11 protein-coding genes are annotated in these 12,677 nt (G+C 68.8%); 9 read left to right on the forward strand and 2 right to left on the reverse strand.

The features are described from left to right. Positions 1-139: 139 nt before the first annotated feature. Positions 140-601: an Lrp/AsnC family transcriptional regulator gene (locus PGN23_RS12165; protein WP_335303166.1), complete on the forward strand. Its 462-nt coding sequence runs from the start codon at positions 140-142 to the stop codon at positions 599-601. Between the two features lie 214 nt (positions 602-815). Here the strand turns inward: PGN23_RS12165 and PGN23_RS12170 are convergent, their stop codons facing one another. Then, the gene (locus PGN23_RS12170; protein WP_335303167.1) at positions 816-2,090 is read right to left on the reverse strand and encodes a hypothetical protein; all 1,275 of its coding nucleotides are present in this window, start codon (positions 2,088-2,090) and stop codon (positions 816-818) included. 161 nt (positions 2,091-2,251) lie between these two features. On the opposite strand from PGN23_RS12170, the gene yaaA reads away from it, so the two are divergent. The 5 genes from yaaA (at position 2,252) to PGN23_RS12195 (ending at position 7,376) form a co-directional block, all read left to right on the forward strand. After that, entirely contained in the window at positions 2,252-3,001 is a 750-nt protein-coding gene (yaaA, locus tag PGN23_RS12175; protein WP_335303168.1) for a peroxide stress protein YaaA, read from the forward strand. Then, positions 2,998-3,657, forward strand: coding sequence for an SDR family NAD(P)-dependent oxidoreductase (locus PGN23_RS12180; protein WP_335303169.1), 660 nt, complete (start codon positions 2,998-3,000; stop codon positions 3,655-3,657). Before yaaA ends, PGN23_RS12180 begins: the two co-directional genes overlap by 4 nt. A gap of 203 nt (positions 3,658-3,860) precedes the next feature. Then, the gene (locus PGN23_RS12185) at positions 3,861-4,160 is read left to right on the forward strand and encodes a hypothetical protein (protein ID WP_335303170.1); all 300 of its coding nucleotides are present in this window, start codon (positions 3,861-3,863) and stop codon (positions 4,158-4,160) included. Positions 4,161-4,245: 85 nt separating this feature from the next. Further along, complete coding sequence (gyrA, locus tag PGN23_RS12190; RefSeq protein WP_335303171.1) at positions 4,246-7,026, forward strand: DNA gyrase subunit A; 2,781 nt, start codon at positions 4,246-4,248, stop codon at positions 7,024-7,026. Beyond that, entirely contained in the window at positions 7,023-7,376 is a 354-nt protein-coding gene (locus PGN23_RS12195; RefSeq protein WP_335303172.1) for a DUF952 domain-containing protein, read from the forward strand. Before gyrA ends, PGN23_RS12195 begins: the two co-directional genes overlap by 4 nt. 105 nt (positions 7,377-7,481) lie before the next feature. On the opposite strand, the gene PGN23_RS12200 is transcribed toward PGN23_RS12195, so the two are convergent. Then, positions 7,482-7,913 carry a DUF488 domain-containing protein gene (locus PGN23_RS12200; protein ID WP_335303173.1) on the reverse strand — a complete coding sequence of 144 codons (432 nt, stop codon included), beginning with the start codon at positions 7,911-7,913 and terminating at the stop codon, positions 7,482-7,484. A gap of 59 nt (positions 7,914-7,972) precedes the next feature. Here PGN23_RS12200 and trmFO point away from each other — a divergent pair, with 59 nt between their 5' ends. The 3 genes from trmFO to PGN23_RS12215 all read left to right on the forward strand — a co-directional run bounded on the left by trmFO (position 7,973) and on the right by PGN23_RS12215 (position 12,352). Further along, positions 7,973-9,286, forward strand: a complete 1,314-nt coding sequence (gene trmFO, locus PGN23_RS12205) for a methylenetetrahydrofolate--tRNA-(uracil(54)-C(5))-methyltransferase (FADH(2)-oxidizing) TrmFO (RefSeq protein WP_335303174.1) — start codon at positions 7,973-7,975, stop codon at positions 9,284-9,286. Between the two features lie 83 nt (positions 9,287-9,369). Next, complete coding sequence (locus PGN23_RS12210; RefSeq protein WP_335303175.1) at positions 9,370-11,151, forward strand: cation:proton antiporter domain-containing protein; 1,782 nt, start codon at positions 9,370-9,372, stop codon at positions 11,149-11,151. Between the two features lie 46 nt (positions 11,152-11,197). After that, complete coding sequence (locus tag PGN23_RS12215) at positions 11,198-12,352, forward strand: glycosyltransferase family 4 protein (RefSeq protein ID WP_335303177.1); 1,155 nt, start codon at positions 11,198-11,200, stop codon at positions 12,350-12,352. The last annotated feature ends 325 nt before the right edge of the window (positions 12,353-12,677 follow it).

Here is a 12,677-nt window from a genome sequence, read left to right on the forward strand (position 1 = left end):
CACGAGGGGGAAACCGTCGATTTGACGACTTTGATCCTTCTGTCGCACGTTGGCACAATTGCGCTGTCACGTAATTTTCATGTAGCGCGTCTTTTCAAAGCTATCGCGATCGTGCGCGATGGACAGGTATTGAGGCGTCATGGCACTGGATCGGATCGATCGCGAAATTCTCTCTCTTCTTCAGCAGGATGGTCGCATGACCAATGTCGAGCTGGCAGAACGGGTCGGACTGACCGCGCCCCCCTGCCTGCGCCGCGTCCGTGCGCTGGAGCAGGCGGGAATCATCCGCGGCTATCATGCCGAATGCGACGGCACGCGGCTGGGCTTTCCGATCACCGTCTTCGCGATGGTCAGCCTGCGCAGCCAGGCGGAGCATGACCTGGCCGCGTTCGAGGGGCATGTCGCGGGCATCGCCGAGGTGCGCGAATGCTATATGCTGAACGGGGAGATCGACTTCATCCTGAAGATCGTCGCGCCGGACCTGGAGAGTTTCCAGCGCATCCTGACGACGAAGCTGACGCCGGCACCGAACGTGGCAAGCGTCAAATCCTCGCTGACGATCCGCTCGTCCAAGTCGCTGCCGGGGGTGCCGATCGAATGAGGTAATCTCCTGTTCCCTGGCTTTCGCGGGGCCTTTGCAAACAGGTGCAACGGCCCCGAGCTCAGGCCGTGCTCCTGCGCGGGAGCACGGTGTAGCCTTTTGCAAAGGTCCCGCCTTGAGCCGGGGAACGACGGCTCTGTTCCGCGCTGCACGTCTCGACCAGAAAGGGCGGCCCCGCGGGACCGCCCTTTCCGTATCGATGCGAACCGCGAGGTCACGCCACCGGCGGGTGATCCAGGAAGTCGACCCACCACGCCGCGATGTCGGCGCGCGGCTGACCCTTGACCTGCGCGAACGCGGCCTTGGCGCCTTCCTTATCGCCCGAGCGGGCCAGCGCGATGCCCAGACGCGTGTTGACCGCATCCGCGTCCACCCCGCCCTTGGTCAGCGCCAGGCGATACAGCTCGATCGCCTGCGGATACTGGTCCGAGCCCAGATACGCATCGGCGGTGCTGGCGGCGAGCTTTCCGTTCGCTGCCGCCTTGGCGCGGGTGGCGAGGCCGCTCAGCGCGCCCTCGTTGCTGATCGAGGTGTTGGCGGCGGTCAGCAGGCCGGCGGCGTTCTGGCTGTTCGCCGGGATCTTGCCCGCGGCCTTGCCCTCGTTGATGAGCGTCTTGGTCTCCCACGGCAGGCCCATGTCGAAGGCCCATTGCGCGTAGATCTCGTAATCATACTGGTCGGCCAGCGCCTTGCCGGCGCGCAGCAGGCGGTACATGTCGACCTTCTGCGGCTTGTCGAGCGTCGCCACCGACTGCGGCTGGATGCCCCAGAAGACGACCATGTCGCGCCAGTTCTTCATCGTCGGATAGGCCGCGAGATAGCGGCTGATCCACGCCCGCGTCTCGGCGCCCATCTTCTTCTGGTTGGTCTTGGCGATGGCGTAGCGGTAGATGTCCTCGCTCGGCTTCTGCCCCGCGGCGGTCTGCGCGTCGACCATCTTCGCCAGTTCGGCCGAGCCGCCGGCGATGTCGCCCGAGTCCATCTTCAGCTTGACGATCTGCAGCGGCAGGTTGGGATCGTTGTAGCCCAGCTGGCGCGCCTGCTCGAAATAGGTCGCCGCGCCGGCATTGTCCTTCTTGTTCGCCGCGATCACGCCGCGCTGATAGACGTAGCGTGCCTTGTCGGCCTGCGGCGTCTTCGCATTGGCGATCAGCGCGTCGAGCGGCGCGATCAGCGCGTCGGTGCTGCCGCCGGCATCCATCTGGATCGCGGACAGGTTCAGCCGCAGCGCCGCGGCGATATACTTCTCGTCCTCGGTCTTCGCCGCGGCCTCGACCGCCGCGACCAGCGGCGTGGCGGTGGCCACGTCCTTCGCCGCGAGCGCGGTCTGCGCCTGCGACGCGGGGCCGCGCACCTCGTTGCTGAGCTTCAGCTGAGGACCCTGCTGCTGCTTGTCGTTCTTCTTCTGCGCGACCGCGGGCTGCGCAGCCAGCACGGTAGCGCCGCCGGCCAGCAGCACGGCCATCAGGGCGTTCGAAAGGCTCTTCATCGACACGTCTCTCCAGAAAAGATCGTCACGCGTAACGCTTGCCCCCCGCTCTAGTGCCGGGCGCGTCACGGTTCAAGAAAGCGAACATTGCTGTCATGCCATGCCGCGGAGGCGCTGAACCGCGATTGAACGCGCAGCCCCGGCGCGATACGGCCACGACCATGATCGCCGTCCTCTCCCCGGCCAAGACGCTGGACCTCGACACCCCCGCCCCCTTCCCCGCGACGCCCGCGCGCTTCGCCGACGAGGCCGCCACGCTGGCGAAGGCCGCCTCGCACCTGTCGCAGAAGAAGCTGTCGGAGCTGATGAAGATCTCGCCCGCGCTGGCGAAGCTGAACGCCGATCGCTTCCGCGACTTTGCCGAGGCGTCGGAGCGGCCCGCGCTCTACACCTTCGCCGGCGACGTCTATACCGGGCTGGAGGCGAAGACGCTCGACGAGGCGGCGGTGCGCTTCGCGCAGGATCACCTGCGGCTGCTGTCGGGGCTGTACGGGCTGCTGCGTCCGCTCGACGGGATGCGCCCGTACCGGCTGGAGATGGGCACGCGCTGGGCACCGCGGAAGGCGAAGCTGACCGACTGGTGGGGCGATCGCATCGCCGACGCCCTGGCGCAGGACGTCGCGGCAGAGGGCAGCGGCACCGTCCTGAACCTCGCCAGCAACGAATATTGGGAGGCGGTGAAGGGGCGCCTGCCCGCCGGAGTGCGCGTGATCGCGGTCGACTTCCGCGAGGGCGACGGGCGGTTCGTCAGCTTCCACGCGAAGAAGGCACGCGGGATGATGGCGCGCTACCTCGTCGAGCATCGGGTGAGCGACGTGGACGGCATGAAGGGGTTCGACACCGACGGCTATCGGTTCGACGAGGGCGCGAGCGACGACGAACGCTGGACCTTCGCGCGGACCGCGCGGTGACGCGCGCGGTCGTCATCGGCGCCTCGGGCGGAATCGGCGCGGCGCTGGCCGACGCGCTGGCGGAGGAGGGCGCCGACGTGCTGCGGCTGTCGCGCCCCGACCTCGACCTGACCGACGAAGCGACGATCGCCGCCGCCGCCGCGCGGGCGGGGACGCCGGAGCTGGTCATCGTCGCCACCGGCGTGCTGCACGACGGCGAGCGTGGCCCCGAAAAGGCGATCCGCGAGCTCGACCCCGTCTGGCTGGCGCGGCAATATGCGGTGAACGCGATCGGCCCCGCGCTGGTCGCCAAGCACTTCCTGCCGCTCATGCCCAGGACGGGCCGCAGCGTGTTCGCTGCGCTGTCGGCGCGGGTCGGCAGCATCGGCGACAACCGGCTGGGCGGCTGGTACGGCTATCGCGCGTCCAAGGCAGCGCTCAACCAGCTGATCCGGACGCTGGCGATCGAGGACAAGCGGCGCAACGACCGCGGCATCGTCGTCGCGCTGCATCCCGGCACGGTGGATACCAAGCTGTCGCAGCCGTTCCGGCAGAGGGGCCGCGACCTGTTCCAGCCGGGACGTGCGGCGGTGCAGCTGCTCGACGTGATCGACGGGCTGAAGCCCACCGACAGCGGCAAGCATTTCGCGTGGGACGGGGCCGAGGTGCCGGCGTAATCTGCACCCCGTCATTGCGAGCGCAGCGAAGCAATCCAGGGCAGCATGCGCGACACTGGATTGCTTCGCTACGCTCGCAATGACGATCCGGGAGCGCGCATGACCGATCGGTCATCTTCCCGCCATTCCCCTGACAATCGCCCCGGCGCACAGGAGGCTCGACGGCATCGACGAAGGATGCCGCACCGACAGGAGCGAATGCCATGACCCGTACCCTGCCCTTCGCGATCCTCGCCTCCGCCGCGCTAGTCTCCGGCGGCGTCGCCGTCGCCCAGACCGCGCCCGCCAGGACCAACACCCATGTCGTCCAGCACCAGACCGTGACGAGGAAGACGACGCCGACCGGCAAGACCACCGCCGCGGTCGCCACGCGCAAGACCGCCACCACCACCCGCACCGCCGCGACCGGCCGCATGGTCACCGCGAAGACCAGCACCGGCAAGACCGTCACCTACGATTGCAGCAAGGCGGGCAACGCCACCAAGGCGGCCTGCAAGAAGTGACCCGATCGCCGGCCTGCTGGGTTGGCAATATGCGTGACGCTGGGCTAGTGCATGTGTGTAACCCCACATTCACGAAAGCCCAGCGTTGAGCGACGACACGGTCCTGGCGGACCCTTCCGATATCGCCCCCATCTCCATCGTCGAGGAGATGAAGACCAGCTACCTCGATTACGCGATGAGCGTGATCGTGGCGCGCGCCCTGCCCGACGTGCGCGACGGGCTGAAGCCCGTCCACCGCCGCATCCTGTATTCGGCGAGCGAGAGCGGGTTCCTCTACAACCGGCCCTATCGCAAATCGGCGCGCATCGTCGGCGACGTCATCGGTAAATACCACCCGCACGGCGACAGCTCGATCTACGAGGCGCTGGCGCGCATGACCCAGGACTGGGCGATGCGCGTGCCGCTGATCGACGGCCAGGGCAACTTCGGCTCGATGGACCCCGACCCGCCCGCCGCGATGCGCTATACCGAGGCGCGGCTGGCGAAATCGTCCAACTATCTGCTCGACGATCTCGACAAGGACACGGTCGACTTCCAGCCCAATTACGACGGGTCGGAGCGCGAGCCGCAGGTGCTGCCCGCGCGCTTCCCCAACCTGCTCGTCAACGGCGCGGGCGGCATCGCGGTCGGCATGGCGACCAACATCCCGCCGCACAATCTGGGCGAGGTGGTCGACGCGTGCCTGGCGTACCTCGACAACGGCGCGATCACGACCGAGGAGCTGATGCAGATCGTCCCCGGTCCGGACTTCCCGACCGGCGCGATCATCCTGGGCCGCGCGGGCGCGCGCTCCGCCTATGAAACCGGGCGCGGATCGATCATCGTCCGTTCGCGCCACACGATCGAGGCGACCAAGGCCGCGCGCAGCGACGGTCGCCAGTCGATCGTCCTGACCGAAATCCCGTTCCAGCAGGGCAAGAACGCGCTGGTCGAGAAGATCGCCGAGGCCGCCAAGGACAAGCGCGTCGAGGGCGTCAGCGACATCCGCGACGAATCGAACCGCGAGGGCGTGCGCATCGTCATCGACCTGAAGCGCGATGCGACGCCGGAGGTGGTGCTGAACCAGCTGTGGCGGCATACGCCCGCGCAGGGCTCGTTCCCCGCCAACATGCTGGCGATCCGCGGCGGGCGCCCGGAGCTGCTGAACCTGCGCGACATCATCGGCGCGTTCGTCCAGTTCCGCGAGCAGGTCATCACGCGGCGCGCCAAGTTCGAGCTGAACAAGGCCCGCGAGCGCGCCCATATCCTGCTCGGCCTCGTCATCGCGGTCACCAATCTGGACGAGGTCGTCCGCATCATCCGCGGCTCGTCGAGCCCGGCGGAGGCGCGCGCGAAGCTGCTGTCGCGCGACTGGCCGATCGCGGAGATCGCGCCCTATCTGCGGCTGGTCGAGGCGCTGGAGACCGACGTCGCGGGCGACACCTATCGCCTGTCGGAGGTGCAGGTCCGCGCGATCCTCGACCTGCGGCTCCACCGCCTGACCGCGCTCGGCCGCGACGAGATCGGCGACGAGCTGAGGGGGCTGGCCGAGTCGATCGCCGAGCTGCTCGCGATCCTGTCCGACCGCGTGAAGCTCTATGCCGTCATGCGGGAGGAATTCCGCGACGTGCGCGAGCAGTTCGCGACCCCGCGCCGCACCGAGATCGCCGCGGCGGCCGACGGGATCGAGGACGAGGACCTGATCGAGCGCGAGGACATGGTCGTGACCGTGACCATGGAGGGCTATATCAAGCGCACCCCGCTCGATGCCTTCCGCGCTCAGGCGCGCGGCGGCAAGGGCCGCGCGGGCATGGCGACCAAGGACGAGGACGTCATCACCAAGCTGTTCGTCACCTCGACGCACACGCCGGTGCTGTTCTTCTCGACGCTGGGCCGCGTCTACCGCATGAAGGTGTGGAAGCTGCCCGAGGGCGGTCCCGCCACGCGCGGCCGTCCGATGATAAACCTGCTGCCGCTGGAACAGGGCGAGACGATCTCCACCGTCCTGCCGCTGCCCGAGGACGAGGCGGAATGGGGCAAGCTGCACGTGATGTTCGCGACCGCGAAGGGATCGGTGCGGCGCAACTCGATGGATGCCTTCACCAACGTGCCGTCGAACGGCAAGATCGCGATGAAGTTCGAGGGCGAGGATGCCGACGATCGGCTGATCGGCGTCGCGCTGCTCGACGAGGGCGACGACGTCCTGCTCGCCACGCGCCAGGGCAAGGCGATCCGCTTCGCCGGGGACGAGGTGCGCGAGTTCCAGAGCCGCAATTCCACCGGCGTGCGCGGCATCACGCTGAAGGGCGGGGACGAGGTCATCTCGCTCTCCGTGCTGCACCGCGTCGATGCCGACGGCGAGCTGCGCGAGGCGTATCTGCGCAACGCACCCTGGAAGGAGCGCGAGGGCGAGCTGACGATGGATCAGCTCGACTTCGAGCGGCTGCGCGCGTCGGAGCAGTTCATCCTCACCGTCTGCGCCAACGGCTATGGCAAGCTGTCGTCGGCCTATGAATATCGCCGCACCGGGCGCGGTGGACAGGGCATCACCAACATCGACAATATCGCGCGCAACGGCCTGGTCGTCGCCAGCTTCCCCGCCAGCAAGGCGGAGCAGCTGATGCTGGTGACGGATCAGGCGAAGATGATCCGGATGCCGCTGGCATCGCTGCGCGTCATCGGGCGCGGGTCGGCGGGCGTGCGCCTGTTCAACGTGGCGAACGACGAGCATGTCGTCTCCGCCGCGCGCATCGACGAGGAGCCGGAGCCCGAGGATGCGGCCGAGGCGATGGTCGCACAGGAGCTGGCGCGCGACGCCCCGGCCGAGCCCACCGACGACGGCACGATCGGCGACGACACCGCCGCCGGTCCGGAGGACGGCGAATGAGCGACCGGCCGCTCACCGCCTACAAGGTGCTGACTGCGGAGCAGATGGCCGCGCTGGAGCGCGACGGCGCGTTCGCCGGCGCGCCGGTGGATGTGGCGGACGGCTATATCCACCTCTCCACCGCGGCGCAGCTGACGGAGACGGTCGACAGACATTTCGCCGGGCAGGACGACCTGCACGTGGTGGCGGTCGACCTCGCCGCGCAGGGCGATGCGGTGAAATGGGAGGAGTCGCGCGGCAGTCAGCTGTTCCCGCACCTCTACGGCACGATGTCGCTGGAGACGGTCATCGCCTATGCGCCGCTGATGCGCGGTACGGACGGACAGGTGAAGCTGCCGGTCGCAGGATAGCTCACCGTGCTCCTGCGAAGGCAGGAGCCCAGAGTTGTTTCACCCGACGGACGTTACTCGGCGCCGCTCCGGGCTCCTGCGTTCGCGGGAGCACGAAGGGGCTCGTCACGCGTACAGATCCACCACCTCGCGCCCCTCCCCCACCGCCTGCAACAGCAGCGTGCGGTGGCAGTGGCACGGGTCACGCTCGTAGCACAGCAGCGCGCTCGGCATCTCGTCCGCCAGTGCCAGCATCTGCGCCGCCTGCACCTGCGCTTCCGGAAGCTCCAGCTGTTCGTCATAGACGGCGGTCAGCGTCGCGACATCGCCCTTCTTCGCGGCATCGCGCCCGCGCTTGGGGGTGCCCAGCGCCTTGAGGTGGACGTAATCGATCCCCGCCTCCAGCAGCGACGCCGCCAGCATCGACTTCGAGAACCCCGGCCGTCGCGACAGCGGCAGCGCGCGCACGTCGATCACGCGCCGCACCCCCGCCGTCGTCAGCGCGGCGAGGAACTCCGCCATGGTGGTCGCTTCATAGCCGATGGTGTAGATCGTCATGCGCCCAAGGTGATGCGCCACCCCTGACAAGACAACCGCTACCCGCTATGCGCGCGCCCATGCACCATGACATTCACGTGATCGGCGGCGGGCTCGCCGGGTCGGAGGCCGCGTGGCAGCTGGCCGAGGCGGGGCTCAAGGTCCGCCTGTCGGAAATGCGCGGCAGCGGCGACACGACGCCCGCGCACCACAGCAGCGACCTGGCCGAGCTGGTCTGCTCCAACAGCTTCCGCTCCGACGATGCGGACAGCAACGCGGTCGGGCTGCTGCATCAGGAGATGCGCGCGCTCGGCTCGCTGATCCTGCGCCAGGGGGATACGCACCGCGTGCCCGCGGGCAGCGCGCTGGCGGTCGACCGCGACGGCTTTTCCGCGGGCGTCACCGCCGCGGTAGAGGGGCATCCGAACATCACGGTCGTGCGCGAGCGCGTCGATGCGCTGCCCGACGGCCCCGCGATCGTCGCCACCGGCCCGCTGACCGCGCCGACGCTCTCGCAGAGCATCGCGGGAGAGACGGGCAAGGACGCGCTCGCCTTCTTCGATGCGATCGCGCCGATCGTCCACCGCGATTCGATCGACATGGACAAGGCCTGGTTCCAGAGCCGCTGGAACAAGGGTGACGGCACCGACTATATCAACTGCCCGCTCGACAAGGAGCAATATCACGCCTTCGTCGCGGCGCTGATCGCGGGCGAGAAGACCGAATATCGCGAGTGGGAGAACGTCCCCTATTTCGAGGGCTGCATGCCGATCGAGGTGATGGCGGAACGCGGGGTCGAGACGCTGCGCTTCGGGCCGATGAAGGGCGTCGGACTCGACCAGCCGAGCACGGGGCGGTGGCCCTATGCCGCGGTCCAGCTGCGGCAGGACAATGCACAGGGCACGCTGTGGAACATCGTCGGCTTCCAGACGAAGCTGAAACATGCCGAACAGGTGCGGCTGTTCCGCACCATTCCGGGGCTGGAGAAGGCGGAATTCGCGCGGCTGGGGGGGCTGCATCGCAACACCTTCCTGCGCTCGCCCGAGCTTCTGGACCCGACATTGCGGCTGAAATCGCGCCCGAACGTCCGTTTCGCCGGGCAGATCACCGGGTGCGAGGGCTATATCGAAAGCGCCGCGATCGGATTGATCGCGGGACGTTTCGCCGCGGCGGAGTTGCAGGGGCGCCCCTTGCCGCCGCCGCCGGTCGAAACCGCGCTGGGCGCGCTGCTGACGCATATCACCGGCGCGGCGGAGGCGGAGACGTATCAGCCGATGAACGTCAATTTCGGCCTGTTCCCGCCGATCCCGGGGCGCACGAAGAAGGCCGATCGCAAGAAGATGTACACCGATCGCGCCCGCGAGGCGCTGTCGGGGTGGCTGGCGGCGGTATGAAGTAGCTGTCCTTGCACAGTCCGGGGTGACGCAGAGGCCACCAAGGGTCGACTCGGGCGCATCCGTCTCTACAGTCCGGTCGCATGGCGATCGGACTGGACAATGAAGGTTTCTCGGACGCGCTCGTGATCCTGGGCGCGGCGGGGCTGGTGATCCCCGCCTTCGCCCGCTTCCGGATCAGCCCGGTCATCGGCTTCATCCTGGTGGGGGCGCTGGTCGGCCCGGCGGGACTGGGGTCGCTCGTACCCGACGCGTCGTGGCTCTATTATCTCACCATCTCGGACCCGGAATCGATCGCGCCGTTCGCCGAGTTCGGCATCGTCCTGCTCCTCTTCTCGATCGGGCTGGAGCTGTCGTTCCGGCGATTGTGGACGCTGCGCAAGCTGGTCTTCGGTACCGGGGCCGCCGAACTGCTCGGCTCGGCCCTGCTGATCGCGATCGGGCTCCACTGGATCGGGCAGGATTGGGGCGGCTCCGCGGGGCTGGGCCTGGCGCTCGCGCTCTCGTCGACCGCGCTGGTGCTGCCGCTGGTGGGGACGACGGGGCCCGTCGGGCGCGGCGCGTTCGCGATGCTGCTGTTCGAGGATCTGGCGCTCGTCCCGATCATCTTCGCTTTGGGCGCGATGGCGCCGACCGCGAGCGATGCCGGATGGGTCGGGCTGGCGGGGACCGCGCTGCGCGGCGGGCTGACCGTGGTCGCTATGTATATCGGCGGGCGGCTGGTCCTGCCGCGGCTGTTCGCACAGGCCGCGCGGACGAAGAGCCCGGAGCTGTTCCTCGCCGCCTCGCTGCTGGTGGTGATCGTCGCCAGCGTCGCCACCACCGCGGCCGGCCTGTCGCCGATCGTCGGCGCGCTGCTCGCGGGGCTGCTGATCGCCGAGACCGAGTATCATACCGAGGTCGAGGTGATGACCGCCCCGTTCAAGGGGCTGGCGCTCGGCGTGTTCCTCATCACCGTGGGGATGAGCCTGGACCTGAAGCAGATCCTCGCCAACTGGCCCGGGCTGCTGACCGCGGTCGTCGGGATCGTCGCGCTCAAGGCGGTCGTCACCTATCTGCTGCTGCGTGTGTCGCAGGTGCGGCCCGGCGTGGCGGCGGAAACCGGGCTGCTGATGGGCAGCCCGTCGGAGACGACGCTGATCGTGCTCGCCACCGCAGCACAGGCGCAGCTGATCCTGCCGTCGACCGCCGCCTTCTGGCAGACGGTGACCGCGATCGGGCTGACCATCACCCCGCTGCTCGCCAAGCTGGGCAGCGCGATCTCGCGCAAGATCGAGCGGCAGACGACGCGGCCCCCCGATGCGCTCGACCATGCCGACGGCACCCGCGCCGTCGTCTTCGGCTTCGGGCGGGTCGGGCGGCTGGTCGCGGACATGCTCGCGCGCCACGACCAGCCCTATGTCGCGGTGGAGGCCGATATCGACGCGGTGACGCGTGCGCGGGCGGCCGGCTATCCGATCGTCTTCGGCGACGTGTCGCGCGCGGAGCTGATCGATCGCCTCGACCTGGCCAGCGCGCGCGCGCTGATCCTGACGATGGACGAGCCGGTGCTGACCGTCCGGCTGGCGAAGAAGCTGCGCGCCACCTTCCCCGATCTGCCGATCATCGCGCGCGCGCGCGACACCGTCCACGCCGCCGAACTCTACAAGGCGGGGGTGACCGATGCGGTGCCGGAAACGCTGGAAAGCTCGCTCCAGCTCTCCGAGGCGGTGCTGGTCGACCTGGGCGTCGCGATGGGGCCGGTGATCGCCTCGATCCACGACAAGCGCGACGAACTGCGCCAGACGATCCGGCGCGAAGCGATGCTGGAGCGCGAGCCGCGCATCCGCCGCGTGCGACGAAAGGACGAGATCGAGGCGATGTGACGCGCGCCGTCGCGATTCTGCCCCATATCGCGGGTAGCGCGGGCGAATGAACGATAACAGAAAGCCGCGGGTCGCCTTCTTCAGCGGCAATTACAATTACGTCCGCGACGGTGCGAACCAGGCGCAGAACCTGCTGGTCGGCCATCTGCTCGACCACGGCGTCGAGGTGCGCGTCTATTCCCCGACGACGAAGACGCCCGCGTTCGAGGCGCGCGGGACCGTCGTCGACGTGCCCGCGGTGCCGATGCCGGGTGGGCGCGGCGAGTATCGGCTGGGGCGCGGCCTGCCGCGCGCGCCGCGCCGCGATCTGGAGGCATTCGCGCCCGATCTGGTTCACGTCTCCGCACCCGAATTCCTCGGCCATGCCGCGGTCACCTGGGCGCGCCGTCATGACGTGCCGGTCGTCGCCACCGTCCACACCCGGTTCGAAACCTATTTCCAATATTACGGGCTGGCGGTCGTCCAGCCGCTGATCGTCGCGATCCTGCGGCGGTTCTACAATCGCGCCGATCGCGTGCTGGTGCCCACCCCGTCGATGGCGCAGGTGGTGCGCGACTTCGGGGTGACGACGCCGATTGCCCTATGGGGTCGCGGGGTGAACCATCGCCGGTTCCACCCCGACCGCCGCAGCCTGGAGTGGCGGCGCTCGCTGGGGATCGCGGACGATGAGGTCGCGATCGGCTTCCTGGGGCGGCTGGTCCTGGAGAAGGGGCTCGACGTGTTCGCGGACGTCGTCGCGCAGCTGACCGCGCGCGGGGTCAAACACCGCGTGCTGGTGATCGGCAAGGGGCCGGCACGCGACTGGTTCGCGCAACATGCACCGCAGGCGGCGTTCGCGGGCTTCCAGAGCAACGACGATCTGGGTCGCGCGGTCGCGTCGATGGACGTGCTGTTCAACCCCAGCGTCACCGAGACCTGGGGGCAGGTGACGTCCGAGGCGATGGCCGCAGGCGTGCCGGTGGTCGCGGCGCGCGCGACGGGCGCGGTCGACCTGCTGGACGATGGACGCACCGGCTTTTTGGTGCCGCCGGGCGATATCGCGGGCTATGCGGACGCGATCGAGCGGCTGGTGACCGACGCCGACCTTCGCACCGCGATGGGCGCCGCCGCGCACGCCCACGCGCAGGGCTTCCGCTGGGACAGCGCCAACGACGCGGTGTTGCAGGTGTACCGCGAGGTGCTGGCCGAACGGGGACGCTGATCGTCACCCGCGGCGGGATCGGGACGTCCAGAAGGCCGCGTCCCCGTTCCCCGGCGAGGGCCGGGGCCTTTGCGAACCTCCCGTTCTGTCCCCGGCGAAGACCGGGGCCCAGCTGGGGACGGTGGTAACAGATGGAAAAGCCACGCCAACTGGACCCCGGCCTTCGCGGGACCTCTGCAAAATGGATGCACAGCGCCGCGTACCGGCCGTGCTCCTGCGCAGGCAGGAGCACAGGGTCAAGCAGAACGACGCCTGTAGGGACCGGCAACCCCGGGCTCCCCTGGACCCCGGGACAAGCCCGGGGTGACGGAGCGCATCGGGCGAC

The sequence above is a fragment of the Sphingomonas adhaesiva genome, from assembly GCF_036946125.1.
In the GTDB taxonomy this organism is placed as follows: domain Bacteria; phylum Pseudomonadota; class Alphaproteobacteria; order Sphingomonadales; family Sphingomonadaceae; genus Sphingomonas; species Sphingomonas adhaesiva_A.

What these genes read in the sequence shown, in the direction of transcription:
- PGN23_RS12185 (WP_335303170.1), top strand. Translation starts at nt 3,861, where the DNA reads ATGACCCGTACCCTGCCCTTCGCGATCCTCGCCTCCGCCGCGCTAGTC.
- PGN23_RS12165 (WP_335303166.1), top strand. Translation starts at nt 140, where the DNA reads ATGGCACTGGATCGGATCGATCGCGAAATTCTCTCTCTTCTTCAGCAG.
- PGN23_RS12170 (WP_335303167.1), bottom strand. Translation starts at nt 2,090, where the DNA reads ATGAAGAGCCTTTCGAACGCCCTGATGGCCGTGCTGCTGGCCGGCGGC.
- PGN23_RS12210 (WP_335303175.1), top strand. Translation starts at nt 9,370, where the DNA reads ATGGCGATCGGACTGGACAATGAAGGTTTCTCGGACGCGCTCGTGATC.
- yaaA (WP_335303168.1), top strand. Translation starts at nt 2,252, where the DNA reads ATGATCGCCGTCCTCTCCCCGGCCAAGACGCTGGACCTCGACACCCCC.
- PGN23_RS12200 (WP_335303173.1), bottom strand. Translation starts at nt 7,913, where the DNA reads ATGACGATCTACACCATCGGCTATGAAGCGACCACCATGGCGGAGTTC.
- PGN23_RS12195 (WP_335303172.1), top strand. Translation starts at nt 7,023, where the DNA reads ATGAGCGACCGGCCGCTCACCGCCTACAAGGTGCTGACTGCGGAGCAG.
- PGN23_RS12215 (WP_335303177.1), top strand. Translation starts at nt 11,198, where the DNA reads ATGAACGATAACAGAAAGCCGCGGGTCGCCTTCTTCAGCGGCAATTAC.
- trmFO (WP_335303174.1), top strand. Translation starts at nt 7,973, where the DNA reads ATGCACCATGACATTCACGTGATCGGCGGCGGGCTCGCCGGGTCGGAG.